16 protein-coding genes are annotated in these 17266 nt (G+C 63.7%); 6 read left to right on the forward strand and 10 right to left on the reverse strand.

Annotation, left to right across the window (positions count from 1 at the left end):
- Positions 1-31: 31 nt before the first annotated feature.
- The 3 genes from LVJ94_10370 to LVJ94_10380 are packed head-to-tail and all read left to right on the forward strand — an operon-like array spanning position 32 to position 2385.
- On the forward strand, positions 32-448 hold the full coding sequence (locus LVJ94_10370) for an EVE domain-containing protein (GenBank protein WXB07634.1): 417 nt from the start codon (positions 32-34) through the stop codon (positions 446-448).
- Entirely contained in the window at positions 448-1500 is a 1053-nt protein-coding gene (locus LVJ94_10375) for an acyltransferase (GenBank protein ID WXB07635.1), read from the forward strand. The genes LVJ94_10370 and LVJ94_10375 overlap by 1 nt, the downstream gene beginning before the upstream one ends.
- 39 nt (positions 1501-1539) lie before the next feature.
- Entirely contained in the window at positions 1540-2385 is an 846-nt protein-coding gene (locus LVJ94_10380; GenBank protein ID WXB07636.1) for a cyclase family protein, read from the forward strand.
- 114 nt (positions 2386-2499) lie between these two features.
- Here LVJ94_10380 and LVJ94_10385 read toward each other — a convergent pair whose 3' ends face one another.
- Both LVJ94_10385 and LVJ94_10390 read right to left on the reverse strand, forming a co-directional pair.
- Positions 2500-5655, reverse strand: coding sequence for a multidrug efflux RND transporter permease subunit (locus LVJ94_10385; protein WXB07637.1), 3156 nt, complete (start codon positions 5653-5655; stop codon positions 2500-2502).
- Positions 5656-5667: 12 nt separating this feature from the next.
- Positions 5668-6891, reverse strand: coding sequence for an efflux RND transporter periplasmic adaptor subunit (locus LVJ94_10390; GenBank protein WXB07638.1), 1224 nt, complete (start codon positions 6889-6891; stop codon positions 5668-5670).
- 281 nt (positions 6892-7172) lie between these two features.
- On the opposite strand from LVJ94_10390, the gene LVJ94_10395 reads away from it, so the two are divergent.
- Positions 7173-7568 carry a helix-turn-helix transcriptional regulator gene (locus LVJ94_10395; GenBank protein ID WXB07639.1) on the forward strand — a complete coding sequence of 132 codons (396 nt, stop codon included), beginning with the start codon at positions 7173-7175 and terminating at the stop codon, positions 7566-7568.
- A 165-nt stretch (positions 7569-7733) separates the two neighbouring features.
- Here the strand turns inward: LVJ94_10395 and LVJ94_10400 are convergent, their stop codons facing one another.
- From LVJ94_10400 to LVJ94_10425, 6 genes are all read right to left on the reverse strand, one after another.
- Positions 7734-8690, reverse strand: a complete 957-nt coding sequence (locus tag LVJ94_10400; GenBank protein ID WXB07640.1) for a hypothetical protein — start codon at positions 8688-8690, stop codon at positions 7734-7736.
- A 131-nt stretch (positions 8691-8821) separates the two neighbouring features.
- Complete coding sequence (locus tag LVJ94_10405; GenBank protein WXB07641.1) at positions 8822-9262, reverse strand: acyl-CoA thioesterase; 441 nt, start codon at positions 9260-9262, stop codon at positions 8822-8824.
- Between the two features lie 181 nt (positions 9263-9443).
- The gene (locus LVJ94_10410) at positions 9444-12281 is read right to left on the reverse strand and encodes a M20/M25/M40 family metallo-hydrolase (GenBank protein ID WXB07642.1); all 2838 of its coding nucleotides are present in this window, start codon (positions 12279-12281) and stop codon (positions 9444-9446) included.
- Positions 12282-12330: 49 nt separating this feature from the next.
- Complete coding sequence (locus LVJ94_10415) at positions 12331-13347, reverse strand: PPC domain-containing protein (GenBank protein WXB07643.1); 1017 nt, start codon at positions 13345-13347, stop codon at positions 12331-12333.
- A 221-nt stretch (positions 13348-13568) separates the two neighbouring features.
- Positions 13569-13820, reverse strand: a complete 252-nt coding sequence (locus LVJ94_10420) for a hypothetical protein (GenBank protein ID WXB07644.1) — start codon at positions 13818-13820, stop codon at positions 13569-13571.
- A complete protein-coding gene (locus LVJ94_10425; GenBank protein ID WXB07645.1) occupies positions 13817-14254 on the reverse strand; it encodes a hypothetical protein in 438 nt (145 codons plus the stop codon). The genes LVJ94_10420 and LVJ94_10425 overlap by 4 nt, the downstream gene beginning before the upstream one ends.
- A 120-nt stretch (positions 14255-14374) precedes the next feature.
- On the opposite strand from LVJ94_10425, the gene LVJ94_10430 reads away from it, so the two are divergent.
- Positions 14375-14809, forward strand: coding sequence for a hypothetical protein (locus tag LVJ94_10430; GenBank protein WXB07646.1), 435 nt, complete (start codon positions 14375-14377; stop codon positions 14807-14809).
- Here LVJ94_10430 and LVJ94_10435 read toward each other — a convergent pair.
- Positions 14780-15406, reverse strand: a complete 627-nt coding sequence (locus tag LVJ94_10435) for an ABATE domain-containing protein (GenBank protein WXB07647.1) — start codon at positions 15404-15406, stop codon at positions 14780-14782. The genes LVJ94_10430 and LVJ94_10435 overlap by 30 nt on opposite strands.
- A gap of 85 nt (positions 15407-15491) precedes the next feature.
- On the opposite strand from LVJ94_10435, the gene LVJ94_10440 reads away from it, so the two are divergent.
- Complete coding sequence (locus tag LVJ94_10440; protein ID WXB07648.1) at positions 15492-16415, forward strand: EamA family transporter; 924 nt, start codon at positions 15492-15494, stop codon at positions 16413-16415.
- Here the strand turns inward: LVJ94_10440 and LVJ94_10445 are convergent.
- Entirely contained in the window at positions 16366-17259 is an 894-nt protein-coding gene (locus LVJ94_10445; GenBank protein ID WXB07649.1) for an alpha/beta fold hydrolase, read from the reverse strand. The genes LVJ94_10440 and LVJ94_10445 overlap by 50 nt on opposite strands.
- Positions 17260-17266 lie beyond the last annotated feature (7 nt).

Here is a 17266-nt window from a genome sequence, read left to right on the forward strand (position 1 = left end):
GTACGTTTCCGTCAGGCTAATCTCCGAATTCATGAGTGCCTGGCTGATAAAAAGTGAGCCGTCGGTCTATCCGTTTTCGAAGCTCGTCTCGGACAAGAAAACGGTGTGGGACGGCGTCCGCAACTTCGAAGCGCGCAACAACCTGCGCAAGATGAAGAAGGGCGATACCTGCCTTTTTTACCACTCGAACGAGGGGAAGGCGGTGGTGGGCATCGCGCGCGTGGTCAAGGAGGCCTACCCCGATCCGAGCAGCGAAGACGGTGAGGACTGGAGCGTGGTCGAGGTCGCCCCCGTCAAAGAGCTGAGTGAGCCGGTCACGCTCGAGCGCATCAAGGCCCACCCGGAGCTTTCCGACATGGCGCTGGTCCGGCGCTCGCGTCTTTCCGTCACGCCGGTGACCGAGGCCGAGCTTCGCGTCATCTTGCGCGAAGCCAAGACCAAGCTGTAGTGCGCTTCGAGGCCTACCATCGCACCGCGCGCTTCGCCTCGCTCGACGGGCTGCGCTGCCTGAGCATTCTCCCGGTCATCTGGCACCACGCGACGCCGCGACCGCTGGAGGGCATCTTGGGGCGCGGCCCCTTTGGCGTGGACCTCTTTTTCGCGATCAGCGGGTTCCTCATCACGACCTTGCTTCTTCGCGAAGGCGAAGGCCTCTCGCTGAAGAACTTTTACGTGCGCCGCGCGCTGCGCATCTTCCCACTCTATTACGCGGTGCTCGGTCTCTATGCGTTACGGGGCTGGCTCCTTCTTCCAGATTCGCCAATCCGCAGTCATTTCTTACGCAACTTGCCGTTCTATTCGACCTACACGTCGAATTGGTTCGTTGATTTCGACGTGCCCCACGCGATTGTGTTCGGCTTTTCGTGGTCACTGGCCGTCGAAGAGCAATTTTATCTCGTTTGGCCTTGGGTGCTCCGAGCGCGCGGCCGGATGCACCTTCCCGCCGTGTTCATGCTGGGGTGCCTCGCGCTGGATTACACGTTGGAACACGGCCATCTGGCCGCGTACGTCGATTCCACGGGTTTGGCGCATCGCATACTGACGAGCATGGCGACGCCCATCTGCCTGGGGGCCGTCGTGGCCTATGCGCTTCATTTCCGGAAGAGCTTCTCGGCCGTCGATACGATGTTAGGTCGACGATGCAGCGCGCCGATCCTTCTTTTGGCCCTGGCTGGGCTGCTCGCCGCGGATGGGACACCTCTTTTCGTCATTCATATCGTGATGGCCCTCCTCGTCGCATCGGTGTGCATTCGAGGCGACCATGGACTGTCGAAGCTCTTGGATATTCCGGTGTTGCGGCTCGTCGGCGTGGTCAGTTATGGGATGTACCTCTTTCACGTATCGGTGATTACCGGGGTCAAATGGCTGCTGCCTGACGCATGGCGTTTGGCGCCGGTCCTTTTCGTCCTGGCGACGTGCATTACGTTTGCACTCGCGTGGGGCTCGTACCGGTTTTTCGAAATGCCATTCCTTGGTTTGAAAAATCGATTTCGTTCCTAACCAGCGGCGCTATACCTCTCGCGAAGAGGAGGCAGCACCATGATCCGACTTTCGCTTGCCGCTGCGCTTGCGCTGACGGCGTGCGCCGCGAATTCACCGCCCCAGCCGGCGCATTCGCCGCAACCGCCGCATCTTAACGCCGCACATGTCGATGCCATTGCATGGCAACCGGGCGCCCGCCTGGTGGATCTTTCGTATCCGTACGACACCACCACGGTGTATTGGCCAACCGATACGAGCGGCTTCGTGCTGGACAAGCTTCATTGGGGCCAAACCGAGGGCGGCTATTTCTACGCCTCCGCGAAAATGTGCAGCGCGGAGCATGGTGGAACGCACCTCGACGCGCCGATTCACTTCGCCGAAGGCAAAGCGACGGCGGACAAGATTGCATTGGACCGATTGATGGCCCCGGCGACGGTCATCGACATTTCTGCCGCAGCCGCGCAAAACCGCGACACCTTGCTGAGCGTCCGCGACATCGAAGCCTTCGAGCGCGCCCACGGCCGCATCGAGCCAAAGACCATCGTCCTCGTTCGTACCGGTTGGTCCGAACGCTGGCCCGATCGCAAGCGCTACCTCGGCGACGACAAACCGGGCGACGCCTCCAATTTGCATTTCCCGGGCATTGGCGAAGACGCCGCCCGCGCCCTCGTCGCCCGCCAAGTCGCCGCCGTGGGCATCGACACCGCGAGCATCGACAACGGCCCGTCCAAGACGTTCATGACCCACCGCATCTTGCTGGGCGCCGACATCCCCGCTTTCGAAAATGTGGCGTCGATGAAGGAGCTGCCACCGCGGGGCGCTTTGGTCATCGCGCTGCCCATGAAAATCGGCGGCGGCTCCGGCGGCCCCGTCCGCGTCGTCGCCGTCCTTCCTCCCCGTTAACCATAAGAAAATTTAACAGGGAGATCGGGAGGTTTTTGGGTTTTCAACGCAGTCGCGCTGACACCAAAAACTCACTGCTCCCGATCTCCCGATCTCCCTGTAAATTCCCAGCCGTTACTCTGCCGGGCTTGCGAGGGGTTCTGGGCCGCCCTCGCTCGGTGGAATCGACGCGGTCTTCGGGGCCTTGCGGCGTTCGCGGACGGACTCGATGAGGACGTACAAGACCGGGATGAGGAGGAGGTTTAGGAGGGTCGAGACGATCATGCCTCCGAGGACCGCCGTGCCGAGGGAGTGGCGGGCGGCGCGGCCGGCGCCGCTGGCGAAGACCAGGGGGAGGCCGCCGAGGATGAAGGCGAGGGACGTCATGAGGATGGGGCGCAGACGGGTCTGTGCGGCCACCACTGCGGCGTCGAGGATGGTCTCGCCGCGTTCGCGGAGTTGCTGTGCGAACTCGACGATCAGAATCGCGTTCTTGCTCGACAGGCCGATGAGCATGACGAGTCCCACTTGGCAGAATACGTCATTTTGCAGCCCGCGCGCCCATTGGGCACCGAGTGCGCCGAGAACGGCGACCGGAACACCGAGCAAGACGATGAGTGGGAGGGCAAAGCTCTCGTACTGCGCCGCGAGCACCAGGAACACGACGAGCAAACCCAGGCCGAAGAGCAACGTGGTCTGCTTTCCGCCCTCGAGCTCCTCGAGCGAAAGGCCGGACCAGGTGAACGTCATCGTGTTGGGCAGATCTGCTGCGAGCTTTTCCATGTGCTCGATGGCCTGCCCGCTGCTGAACCCATCGCCCGACGTTCCGTTGATCTCCGCCGAGCGGAACAGATTGTAATGGCTGATGACCTGTGGGGCGACGGTCTCGCGAACGTTGATCAACGTTCCGAGCGGAATCATCTGCCCCGACTCGGAGCGCACATAGAATTCGCTCAGGTGCTCGCGTTGCGCGCGGAAGCGGGCGTCCGCTTGCACGTACACGCGGTACGAACGGTTCGAGAAGTCGAAGTCGTTCACGTATTGCGAGCCCATGAAGACTTGCAATGTGCTGAACACCTCGTCGAGACGCACGTTCATCGCGCGCGCCTTGCCGCGGTCAACCTCCACCACCAGCTGCGGATCGTTGGCGCTGTAGGTCGAGAACAGGCCTTTGAGCTGCGGCTCCTTGCTGCCTGCACCAATGAGACCCCAGGTCCCGCCGGCCAGCTGCTGCAAGCTGGACCCGCCGCGATCGAGCACCTCGAATTGGAAACCACCGAGGTTGCCGATGCCTTGAATCGGCGGGGGCGGGAAGGCGACGACGAAGCCCTCGGGGATCCCGAACAACGCGCCGCGGGTGCGGGCGATGACCGAGGCCACGGAGTGCTGCTCGCCACGGCGCTCCGCGAACGGCTTCATCATGACCCACATGACGCCCTTGTTCGCGCCGTTGCCGGCGAAGCCGTATCCGACGGCGGCGAAGGCGCCGAGCACCTCGGGCTGCTGGATGAGAACATCCGTCGCTTTGTTGAACACTTTGCTCGTGTACTCGAGCGACGAGCCCTCGGGCGTCTGCGCGGCCACGATGAAGTAGCCTTGATCCTCTTCCGGCACGAAGCCGGTCGGAACCACGCGGCTCATCCAGTACGTCACGCCGAGCGAGATCACGAAGGCCACCGTGACGGGCCCGCGCCATCGCAAGGACGTGCGCAGCACCCGGCCGTAGCGGTCTTTCACCACCTCGAGCATGCGCTCGAACCGCTCGAAGAACGCATTGACCTTGCCATGCGGCCGCAGAAGCAGCGCGCACAGCGCGGGCGTCAAGGTGATGGCGTTGAACGCCGAGATGGCCACCGAGATGGCAATGGTCACCGAGAATTGCCGGTAGATGCGGCCCGTCGTTCCCGGGAAGAAGGCCATGGGCACGAACACCGCGATGAGCACCAGTGACGTGGCCACGACCGCGCCGAACACCTCTTTCATGGCCGCGCCGGCGGCCTCGCGCGGGCTCATGTGCTTTTCGCGCATGAACCGCTCGATGTTCTCGATGACCACGATGGCGTCGTCGACGACGAGGCCCGTGGCCAAGGTGATGCCGAACAACGTGAGCGTGTTGATGGTGAAGCCGAACGCCTTCACGAAGGCGAACGTGCCGACCAAGGACACCGGGATGGTGATGGCCGGGATGAACGTGCTCCGCCAGGTGGCCAAGAAGAGGAAGATGGTCGCGATGACCAGCACGATGGCAACCGCGAGGGTCTCGACCACGTCCTTGATGGAGTCCTCGACGAACGGCGTCGAGTCGAAGGCCACCTTGTACTTCAGACCGGGCGGGAAGCTCTTGGAGAGCCGCTCGAGTTCGGCCTTGACGTTGTGGGCGACGTCGAGCGCGTTCGCGCCCGGCAGCTGCAGAACGCCCATGCCGATGCTGGGCACGTTCCGATAGATGGCCGAGAGGCTGTAGTCCTCGGCGCCGAGCTCCGAGTGACCGACGTCGCGCAGTCGCACCAGCGTCCCGTCGCTGGTGGACTTCACCACCAGGTCGTCGAACTCCGAAGCGTCCTTGAGCCGGCCGACCGCGCGCACGCTCACCTGGAATTGCTGGCCGCTCACCGCCGGCTGCTGGCCAAGCTGCCCGGCCGCAACCTGCACGTTCTGATCTTGCAGCGCCCGCACGACGTCGCCGGCGGTCAGCTGCCGCGTGGCGAGGCGCGCAGGATCGAGCCAGAGGCGCATCGAGTATTTGCGCTCGCCGAACATGGGAACGTCGCCGACGCCCTTGACGCGTTTGACCTCGTCTTTGACGTACTGGTCGACGTAGTTGCTGACGAACACGTTGTCGTAGACGTCGTTCTCCGAGTAGAACGCGATGCCCAGAACGAAGGCCGCGGAGTTCTTTTTCACCGAGACGCCGGTGACCTTCACCTCGTTCGGCAATCGACCCGTGGCCTGCGACACGCGGTTCTGCACGTCGACGGCGGCCAAGTCGGGGTCGCGGTCGACGTCGAAGGTGACGGTGATGGTGCTCACACCGTCGTTCGTGCTGGTCGACTGCATGTACTTCATGCCTTCGACACCGTTGATCTGTTGCTCGAGCGGGGTGGTTACCGCGCTCTCGAGGACCTCGGCGCTGGCGCCGGTGTACGTGGCGGTCACCACGACTTGCGGCGGCGCAAGCTCGGGGTACTGCGCGATGGGCAGCGATGGAATGGAGATCGCGCCCGCGAGGACGATCAGCAGCGAGCAGACGCTCGCGAATACCGGACGGCGTATGAAAAATTCGACGAACACGGCGTGCTCTCCTTATTTCGCGTCCGCGGCCTTCTCAGCTGTCGGCGCTTCCGGCGTGACGGGGGCTCCATCGCGGAGCTTTTGAATACCGGCGGTGACGAAGCGTTCGCCCGGCTTCACGCCGTCGAAGACGACCACGTCGTTTCCGGTGGTCGAGCCCAGCTTGACCGGGCGCTGCGCCACCGTGGGCGGATTGGCATCGTTGAGAACGTAGACGAAGGTGAGCCCGCTCTGCCGCGAGAGCGACGTGGTGGGGATGCTCACCTGCGGTGTCGACTTCCACACGATGCGCGCGCGCAAAAGTTGCTGCGTGCGCAGCTGAGACGCATCGTCGATGCGGGCCTTCACCAGCACCGTCTGCGACGCGGAATCGACCCGCGGTGCGATGAACGAAATGGCACCTTTCGAGAGAAGCTTGGAATCGGCATCGACGAGGCGCACCGCCAAATCGAGCTTCAAGCGCGCCTGCTGCTCGACGGGCACCGAGATGTACGCTTCGAGCGGCATCTTCGGATCGTCGAGGGTGGTGAGCAGCGTCTGCGGCGTGACGAAGTCGCCGATCTTGACGGGGATGTCACCGACGGTGCCGTTGAAGGGCGCCGCAATGTTGTAATATTTGAGCTCCGCCCGTTGCACCTGCGCACTGGCTTGTGCCTGCGCCCGTCCACTTTCCAAGCTGGCAATGGCCGACTTTTGCGCGGCCACCTGTTGCTCCGCCGCATCGAAATCGCCTTTGGCCTGATCGAGCGCCGTCTGCGATTGATCGAAGGCCTGCTGCGAAATCGTATTCGACCCCAAGAGCGACGCCGAGCGTTTCTGCTCGGTTTGCGCCAATCGAAGCGCGGCGCGCCGTGCATCGCGCGTCGACTCCAAGGCGGCCAGCGTCGATCGCGCTCGGGACAACTCGGCCTCCGCCGAGCCCGATGCCGCGTTTGCGCTGGTGAAGGCCGCCTGCTGCTTTTGCGGGTCAATCTGCAAAAGCTGCGCGCCTGCCGTTACGGCCGCTCCCGACTGAACGAGAATTTTGGAAACGTGCCCCTCGACCTGGGGCCGCAGCTCCACCGAGTTCCGCGACTTGACCTCCGCGACGAACTCCGACGTTTCATCGGTGTCGGCCAAGACAGCCGTCTGGACCTTGACCGGAACTCCTCCTCCTTGCGGCGCGGCGTCGCCCTTCGCGCAGCCGGCAATCGCCAACATCGCCCCAATCAATCCAACGCTCTTCCACTCGATCATTTGAAAAAGATCTCCAGCGGTCCAATTCACGCGCGCCTGCCCGTTCGACCATCCTCGAAGGTCGAACCACCGCCCCGGCCTTCTCCGCTTGGAGAAGGGACGGGCGCAATGGTGCCTACGATAGGGTCGGTCGAAAATTGGTCCAGCCCCGGGATGGTTCTCGACCGTTTCTTGGTTCCCTTTAGGAACTTCTTCGTTACTCTTAGGAACCGAAGGTGCTGTCTGCGGCGTCGAGCGGCAAGGAGGCATCCCGTCGGAACGAAGGAAGGTTAAAGTAACCAATGAGAAAAGCAGCGGCGAAATCGAATGTGGAAAGTGGATGCGCATGTCTTGCGCGAGACGTACTCGACCGCATCGGCGACCGATGGAGCGTGATCTGCATCCTTCACCTGGGCGAGCACGAGGTGCTTCGCTTCACCGAGTTGAGGCGGTTGATCAGCGGCATTTCGCAGCGGATGCTCACGGTGACGTTGCGCGATCTCGAGCGCGATGGGTTCGTCGCGCGCAAGGTCAAGCCGGTCATTCCACCGCACGTCGAGTATCGGCTTACGCCGCTGGGCCGCGCCCTCATGGAAAATGTGCGATCGCTCTGCCAATGGGCGAACGACCACCAGGACGCCGTGCGGCGCGCGCGCGAGTCGTATGATGCACGCGCGCTGCAGGAAGTCTCCACTTAACCGAGGCACATGAACTGCAACAGCTTCGTATCTTCAGCCAAAGATGGGTCGAACCGCCAAGGCGCCAAGGCCGCCAAGATATGGGGTGGAGTGAAGAAAGCGCTCGTCCATGAACCTCACACTCTTGGCGTTCTTGGCGTCTACCCGACTCAAAAGCCTCTTAGCTCAAAGGTGAAATGACAGGGTGTAGCCCGTGCACGCAGTTTTTGCGGTTACGGAGAAGGTGATCTCCTGGCCGGACGTGCTCGAGAAGGACATGCCACCGGTGGTGGTGCATTGGCTACCGACACAAAGCGAAACTTCTGCGGTGGGCGATACTTCGATATGCGGATCGAGCTGGCAAAATGCTCCAGTCCCGTCGTCGCGGAATCGGAAATAGGCCGTCTGCCCTGCTGCGAGCACGCCGCAAAATGTGCGGCCGCCGCTATCGCACCGTCCGATGTCGCCCCAATGGTATGCCGTGCTGAATGAGCGCGCGTTCTTGCCAGGGCCCGGGTCGGTGCAGCTCGCGTCGGGGGCCGGACAGGTGTCGCACTTTCCGCTCGCACCGCAGGAGAAGCCCGTGGGTGCGCACACCTTGCCTTGGTTGATCGGCGTGCCCTTGATGGTGCTGTTCGCGCAGGTGTAGCTCATACAGTCGCTCGGCGGTGGAGGATCCGCGTCGTCGTTCGTGCTCGCGGGGAGACCATCCGCGCTGCACGTGGGCCTTTTGCAATCGCCGGCCTTGTCCTCCGGTACGTCGCCCGTGCTGGGCGTGAAGGCGGGATTGCCCTCGGTGGTGCACGACGTCTGCTTGCAGTCATGTGGCGTGTCGTTGACGACGGTGACATCCACGACGGACTTCTCGGCGCCGTTGCCGTCGCACACCAGCCGATGGCACACGAGGTTCGTTGCCGACCTTCGCGAGTCGACCCCCGCGGGGACGTTTCCTTCCGTGCAAACACCGGCCACGCATCGGTTCTCCCGGCACGGTTGGCCGGGCGGCGTGCACTCGGCGTCGGTGCGGCAGCCGCCGTAGCCCGGGTCGTCGTCCGAAGAAGAAGAGGAGAATAGGCATGCGCTGCTGACCAGCGCGATGCCCACGGCCACGATCACACCAGGGACACGTCGAAGGTTCTTCATGGGGGTAAACACCGCGTAGCAAGGAGCGATCTCAACGCTCAGCTCGGCAGGTGTCTACGCATCCGCTCGGTTCTTCCGCACTTTCGTGTGCGTATACAACTTCTCGCGTGTCGCGCGGACTACGGAGCGCTCTATGGACTCTTGGTCACAATCAGCGGTGCCATGCTGGCGCGGAACCGGTCGCTCCACGGACACGGTGTGTGCGTGGTCGGGTCGAGCCGCACGAGCCGCGTCGTCCCCGTCGCGTGCAAGGTGGGCCCGTGCAGGGCTTTCACCTGCGCCTCGACGATGAACGACGTGGTGCCAAGGTGCGTCGGGGTAATCTCGACGACCAGCTCACACTCCCCGCGCACCGGCTTCAGATAACGAATCTCGTGCGCCGCGATGACGTGAAACTTGTCCGGATTGATCGCCAGTTCATCCTCCCAGCGAAATCCGCGCGAATGGATGAACGCCCCGCGGGCCCGCTCCATGAAGAGCACGAACTTGACGTTGTGCAGGAGATTGAGCGCATCCAAATCGTCGAAATAGACGCGCTGAACCGACCGATACGGAATCTGAAGATTTTGCACAGTGGAGCCCTCTATAGCCTAAAGAGAGGAGATTCACAGGAAGACGGGAAGACGGGAAGGGGTTTCGGCACGTCCGTCGCGGAACGCTTTTTTGGGGTTTCCAGTTGGCCAACGGAGCTGACTGAAAAAACTCAGACCTTCCCGTCTTCCCGTCTTCCTGTGAATTCTCTCTCTCTTTTCGTCAGCGGGGGCGGGGGTTTTCTTGGAAGGTCACGTCGAGTTTGACCTCTTTGCCCTCGCGGATGACCACGGCGGGCACCGTTTCTCCGGGCTTGCTGGCGTTGAGGACGAACATCAAATCTTCGACGCTGCCAATTTCGTGGGCGCCGAGGCGCACGACGATGTCGCCGCGCTTCATGCCGCCCTTGTCGGCGGCGCCGCCTGGCCGCACGCCGGACAAGAGCACACCCTTCTTGCCCGCGCCGGGGCCGCCGTAATCGGGAATCGTCCCCAGCGACGCGTTGAAGCTGCGCATGTCGCCGCGCGGGGAGGGGCCCTGGGCGCCGCCTTGGAAGGTCGGCGGCTTTTCATCCACTGCGGCTTTGCGCGCGATGTCGGCCACCAGCCACCCCACGCGGGCCGCCCCGGCGTAGTTGATCTTGTCCGGCGTGTCGCTCGGCTTGTGGTAGTCCGAGTGCGTTCCGGTGAAGAAGTGCAAAACCGGTATGTTGGCCGTGTAGAACGACATGTGATCGCTGGGCCCGTAGCCGTCGCCGCCCATGGCGCAGTCGAGTGGTGCACCGACTCCGCATTGCGCCGACACCACCTCCGACCACTCGCGCGCCGTCTCGGTGCCCAGCACCTGGACCCGGTTGTCGCGCATGCGGCCGACCATATCCATGTTGAGCATGGCCACGATGTTCTTCGGATCGAGCGCGCCCTTTTTCCCTTCCTTCGCCGCCCGCACGAAGTACGACGAGCCCAAAATGCCCGACTCTTCGCCCGAGAACGCGACGAATACCACGTCGCGCCGGAGCTGCGCCTTGTTGGCCGCGAGCGTGCGCGCCACGTGGAGCAACGTTGCCGCGCCCGAGGCATTGTCGTCCGCGCCGACGTGCGGTGCGTTGCTGCCAGGCGCCAGCGAATGGTGCCCGCCCAGCCCGAGGTGATCGTAGTGCGCACCCACCACGACGGTGCCGGGGAGCTTGTCGCCGCCGGCCTCGATGCGCGCCACGACGTTGAACGCATTGGACTTCACTTCGGAGAGCGCCACCCGCAGCTGCGCGCCGACCTTGGCCTTGATCTTCAGTTTGGCCATCGTCGCCGCGAACGCATCGCGCTTCACCACCAGCACGGGGATGCCTGCATCGCCATACCCCTCCACGTCGAGCGATGGCAGGCGTGCATCCGGCGGCGCCTTCCAATCGGCCTTGGCATTCTCGGGCGGAGCGGGATCGTCCACCACGATGAGCGCTTTCGCTCCGCGCTCCTTGGCCGCCCATGCCTTCAGCCGAATGTCGCCGTAGCGCCGTTTGGCATCCGTCGCGGTGAACTTCTGCGACTCGGGCACGAACCTGCGCACCACGGCGATGGCCCCTTTGACCTTCGTCTTGGCATAGTCGTCGACACCCAGCTCTTTGGCCACGATGCCATAATTGGCAAAGACCAATGCGCCCTTCACGTCGGCCTGGGCAGGGGAATACCCCATGACGACGAAGTCTTCCTTCTTCGTCTCCGTCTTGCCCACCACGAACTTCGTCTCGCCGCTCGCCTTGAGTTCCGTCGTGACGGGGAATCCCTGGCGGTAGGTGCCATCGTCGCCCGCGGGGGCGAGGCCCGCCGTGCGGAATTGCTCCTCGAGGTAGGCGCCCGAGGCTTCCAGTCCCTTGGTGCCGATGCCGCGTCCTTCGCGCTCGGGATCGGCCAGCCAGCGAATGTCGGTGGCGATGCGATCGGCCGCGCGCGGCTCGATGGTGCCTCCGGAGTCGACCCAGCGCGCCACGAACACGTTCGTATCGTGCTTGCCCGGCGCGGTCGCCCGGTTCGACGAAAAGGCCAGCGACTTGCCGTCGGGCGAGAACATCGGAAACCCATCGAAGCCGCCCGCGTAGGTGATGCGCTCGAGGTTCGTGCCGTCGAGGTTGACCGCCCAAATATCGAATTCGCGCCCCTTCGGATCGCCGAAGTTCGACGAAAAGAGAATGCGCTTCTGCGACGGGTGCCAAAACGGCGCAAACGACGCCGCGTTCAAATAGGTGATCTGCACGGGATCGCTCCCGTCGGCGTTGGCCACGTAGATTTCGAGCTTCGACGGCCGCACGAGGTTCTTCGCCAAGAGCGCTTTGTAGTCGTCGAGCTCCTTGCCCGGGCGCGGTCGCGAGGCGCGCCAGACGATCTTCGAGCAATCGTCGTTGAAGAACGCGCCGCCGTCGTAGCCGACCCCGGTGGTCAGGCGGCGCACGTTCTTACCGTCCTTGTCCATCCGGTACAGATCGATGTCGCCATCGCGGACGGAGGTGAAGACGATGGAGCCGTCCTTCTTGCAGACGGTGCCTTCGGCGTCGTAGCCCTTGGTGTCCGTCAGGCGCTGGACGCCGGTGCCATCGGCCTTGGCCTTGAAAATATCGTACGTGTCGTAGAGCGCCCAGACGTAGCCCTGGCTGTGATCGGGCTTGGGCGGGCAGGCTTCGCCGCCCAGGTGGGTCGACGCGTAGATGACCTCCTGGTCGTCGGGCAGAAAGAAGGAGCACGTGGTGGCGCCCTTCCCGCTGGACACCGGAATGGGCGTCGGCGAGGCCACGGGAAGCCGATAAATGCGGTCGCAACCGCTGTCGCCGGTGCGCGCCTGCATGATGAGCTCACGCCCGCCCCACGCCCAATAGGCCTCCGCGTTTTCGCCGGCCATGGTCAGCTGGCGCAGGTCGGCCAGATGGACTTCTTCCGGCAGGGGGCGGAGTGGGGGTGGTTCGGGCGCGGCCTGGGTGAGCTTGGGGGCGGGCGGCGGCGTGGAACCGCACGCCACGAACGCGAGGGAGGAGATCGAGGTCAGTGCGAAGACGACGAATCGGCGAACGAGCATGGCTTCGCCCGCAGCTTACCTCCCCCGGTCCGCTCTGTGCGCGACTTCGTCAGTTGGTCGGGCTGAGGGTCGTCCCGTACAGGACCGCCTCGGTCTCGACGTAGTCCGCGGAGCTCGAGCTGATGGTAGATCCGCTCATTTTCGCATGGAAACACGTGGTCGACGCGTGGAGCTCGGGTAGCGCGTTGACGATGGCCGTGGAGTCTTTCAAGCCATGGCTGCCGTCGCACCCCTGGCTTGGGTTACCGATGCAGGGGAAGGTTCCGTCGCTGTCGGCCGGGCCGCAGCGGAGAGCCTGTTTGGATCCACTGCCCTGGACATAGAGTTGGACGGAGGAGTCGGACTCCACTTTCGCAAGGATCGACGCCGTATCGAGTGTTGTCGTCGAATCGTGTGTCCAGACGATGGCGCCGTTGTTCGTCTGCCAAGCGCCGCATCCGGTGACCTTGTTGCACGAGCGCCTTCGCTTGTGCGAGGTGAGGTTGACCATGGTGCTGGATGTGTTCGCGCCCGGCGCGAAATAGCGCAAAGCCTGTTGCAAGGTGAAAGGCGTTCCTCCCGAGCAATAGTTCGGATCGAAGATCCCGTCCGGCGTTCCGCTGCCATTCCCATTCAGCGTGACCGTGAACGTTGCATCTTCCTGATTGGCCTCACGTACTGCAATCCAATACGTGCCCGTCGTTTGGATTTGAAAGACGATGCGCGAATCTTTGGTGCTGCTGTTCGCATTGTCATTGGAGGCCAGCGTCGTGTAATCCGCCGCGAGAAGCCAGGCCATGGCGTCGGTGGACGTCGTCGAGTGAACGGTGATCTCGATGGAATCCCCTGCCGTTCCCGAAAAGCTGTAGGCGCGATAAAGTGGATTTTCCGTGTACGTGACGGTCTTGCTCTGGCCGTAGCTGATTGGCCCCAATTTCTCGTTGTCTTGAAGAGCACGCAGCTCGGAGGCGGTGGTTTCGACCGTCTCTTGCTGCGGGTCCACGGCTTCGTCGGCGACGTTCGCGCACGCCACGAGACCAAGAATGGAAAACGACGCAAAACACGAAATGAGTTTCGTCGAATGCATGAAAGCTCCCTCGGATGTACGAGCGGCAACGAGCCAACGGCGCAGCCCACGAGCCGCCATTGGCTCGTTGTCCGACTCGACTCCTTCTTACGCCGAGGCGCTTTCGAGACTTCCTGCTATTTATTCCTCAAATAGCGCCACGCGCGGTAATTGCTAATTGCCGAATTACGCCAGCTTTACTGGCGGCTATTGCCTTTCCGACTCGAAACAAGTCAGGAACGTTAGCGCGCCGCCGCGAGCTGCTCGATGGCGGTTAGACGCGCGCGCACTTCGTTACGCGGCAGGTAGATGAGCAGCGCTTGCTCGAGGGCGGGCAGGGCGCGTGCGAGATCTTGCCGGGTCATCGTCCTGCTGTTCACGCCAACGCGATTCAGGGCTCGCGCAATCACCGCGGGGCCGAACACCGATGCGAGCCCGCTGGCTTCGACGACGGCGTCGAAAAGCGAATTCCCGAGGATCGCCGCCAACGTCATGCTCGGAACGCTCCCAGCGCCGCCTGCTCCTTCGCGACCGCCGTGGCCAGCTCGGTAATGTAGTCCGCGTAGAAGTTGGCGAACCACTCGGAGGCCATCTCCCGCTCCTCGGGCGGGAGATGACGCGCTACGTCGTGCGAAATGATGAACCCCAAATGGACCGCCCCTCCGACGATTCCGCGCATGGGCACGCCCGAAGCCACGAGCGCCGGGATGAGCGTATCGATGTAGAGTGCACGCACGTCCGCCCCGCGATCTTCGAGGCCTTCGACCAGCAGCTTCAAGAGGCCGTCGGTCATCTGCCGGGCCGCTTCGGGCGTGTGATCCCGTACGGTTTCGGGCGGGGCCTCGGCGATGAGCCGCTCACAACCTTCGATGTAGTACGGCCGGCGTTCGGCGAGCAGCCGAACGATGCGTGTTCTCCTGGAGTCCACGAAACGAGTCTACCTTGGAGGCCGCGTGCGTGGCAGACTGAAGGAAGCAACCGTTTCCTATTTTTGGTTCAATACGGTCGGTTGCCCGTTCGTCCGACGGGGAGGAAGATTCGAAAAAATATGGCCTGGACGGTCACCCTCCGCTACGTGCCCGAGCACGACTTCGTACTGACCTCGTACGACGATGTCATTTTGCGCGATCAGCGCGACGCGACACGATGGCGGCGCGAAGTGTCCGCGCAATTCAGGCAGATCGGGCGCATTCCCGTCGACGTCATCATCGACCTTCGAGGTCTCGTCGTGAAGCCCTCGGGCGCGCGCGCCTACGGGGAAAACCGCGTGATCCTCATTAAGGAATTCTGCCGGCGCACCTACCGGTTCGGAGGTGATTTGAACACCCGAACGAGCGTGTACACGAGCGCCGTCCTCGATGGAGTGCAGGCAAACGTTTACGCCACGTACAACGACGCGCTGCGGGCGTTGCTGCAGGAGCGGGAGCGCGAAGCCAAAGGCGAGCTCCCTCCGTCACTCATCCCCAAGCCGGGCCGCAGCTAGCCGCTTTCGCTCGTAGAAGCGCTGCGCTTTGTAACGATTTCCGCAGATATCCATACGGCACCAACGGCGCGTTTTGTTCTTGCTCGTGTCGAGAAAGAGCCAGCCGCAATCCTTCAATCCGCATTTTCGCACGCGGGCGAAATCGGATGACGGCAGAAGGTCGGCCGCGGAAAGCGCCACCCGCCAAAGCGGCGAACGCAGATTTGCGTCATCGCAACGCCATACGAAACCCGAGTCCGTGGGCACGAGCCGGCGCGGCGCCGCGGCCTCCGCGATCAACGCATTCATGTGGGCCAGGTCCGAGGGATCGGACGTCTGCCCTTCGAGCTCGGCCACGATGACGCGGAAGAGGGCATCCCGAAATCGCACCGCGTCGGCATAGGCCGTATCGGCCTCTTTGGGATGGCTCAAGACCCGCGCGCGCAGCCGTCGCGCCTGCTGCCGATCGAGATGACCGCCGGCGGTGGCCCACGAAAGAATATCCGAGTAGCTCGACAACCGCTCCACGGCCGCCGTTTCCGAGTCACGCCAGCTCACCGTGTTGATGAAATCAAGGCAGGTGCAACCCCCCAGAAAATCGAATACGTAGCGGTCCACGTGCGCAATGTAACCAGGACCAAAGGCCGTTGACAGGTTATAGAGCCTTCCCTACCTCTAACCTGTGACGACTGCTACAACGGTTATGCCCTCGCGAGATACCACGGGTTGGCTGCCACGCCTGCTTGCCTTTGCCGCGATTTACATCCTTTGGGGCTCCACCTTTCTCGCCATTCGCTACACGGCGGCGACCATTCCCCCGCTCATGGCGGCCGGGGTGCGTGTGCTGGTGGGCGGCGCGCTTTTGTATGGGTACTTGCGCGCGCGTGGCGTGCCGGCGCCGTCGTGGCGGAGTTGGTCGATGGCCACGGTTTCCGGTGCGATGCTGTTCGTCGGGTGCCATGGCGTGCTCGGTTGGGCGTCGCAGCGCGTTCCGTCGGGCATTTCGGCGCTGCTGACGGCGAGCATCTCGCTCTGGATGGTGGTTCTCGGCGCCCTGCGCGCGCGCGCGATGCCGAACCGGTGGGTGGCGATGGGGCTCGTCCTGGGCTTCGCGGGGTTGCTTCCACTGATCCGCCCGGACGCGAAGCATGCCCACGTGGACGTTCTTGCGTCGGTGGCGCTCGTCCTGGGCGCTCTTTCCTGGGCAGCGGGATCGTTTTACGCGCGCGGCCGCTTGGTGCCCAAGGCGCCGCTGCAAGCCGCCGCCATGCAGATGTTTGCCGGTGGCGTGCTCTTGATTCTCGTCTCGGGGGCCTTCGGCGAGTGGAGCGCGCTCGATGTGGCGCGGGTCACGCAGCGGTCCATCGTGTCCCTCGCATACCTCATCGTCTTCGGTTCCATCGTGGCGTTCGGCGCGTACGTCTGGCTGCTGGAGCAGGTGCCCGCGGCCACCGTTTCGACCTACGCCTTCGTCAATCCGGTGGTGGCGCTGCTTCTCGGATGGCTCTTCGGCGGGGAGGGCATGTCGGGGCGGACGCTGCTCGCGACGGTGCTCATCGTGATCGCCGTCGCGATGATCACGATGGCGAGCCCGCGGCCGGCGGGTGTACGGACGCGGGACGCGTGATGCCGAGTGCCCACTTCGACACGTATGTCGCGACCGCGTCGGGGTAGCGCGGCCATCGATTGTGGTTGCCCGCCGCCTCCGGCAGGGCCGCATCGGGCATGTAGCGAATGCGTGAAACGCTGCACCGGGGCACCTTGGCCAAGAGCAACTCGGTCGAGCGGCTCGGCGCGAACGTGTCGCGGGCCAACGTCACCGCGAGCACCGGGCACTCGACGCGCGCGAGGGCTTGCTCGGGCGGGACGCTGCCGGTCCACGTGGTGGGGAAGGAGAACTCGCCCGTCGCCACCGCGTGCGCCCACTCCGAGACGACGGTGCGTGCTTCGCGGCCGGCGAAACCGAGACGCTTGCCGGGGTAGTGCCCGACGGCCGCCGACGTCGCTTTCATGAAGCGCGCGAGCACGCGAATGCCCGGGCTGGCCATGCCGGGCCACGCCATGTGATGCGGAAGTCCGCTCGCCACCAGGGCCACCCCGCGCACGTCGTGCCCGAGTTGTTCGCGCGCGAGGCTCAAAAACGCCAGGTGCCCGCCCAGCGAATGCCCGAGTAGAAAGAGCGGCGCGCGTGGAAGCAGCGCCCGCACCCGCTCGACCGCCGGCGGAATGTCCTGCTCGATGAGGGTGCCGTAGCCGAAATCGGTCCCGCGGGAGGCGCGCACGCTGCTCGTGCCATTGCCGCGCAACTCGAACAGCGCCGCATGCACACCGCGCTCGGCGAAGGCGGCGCCCAATTTGTCGTAATAGCCCGCCGCCGTTCCCATCGCGGGAATCACCAGCAGCACCGGCGCATGCTCATCGGCTGCGCGAAACACCTGCAGCTCCGAGGTGGCGCCATCCTTCGAGGTCACGGGTTCA

It is taken from the genome of Sorangiineae bacterium MSr11367 (assembly GCA_037157805.1).
Taxonomy (GTDB): Bacteria; Myxococcota_A; Polyangia; order Polyangiales; family Polyangiaceae; genus Pendulispora; species Pendulispora rubella.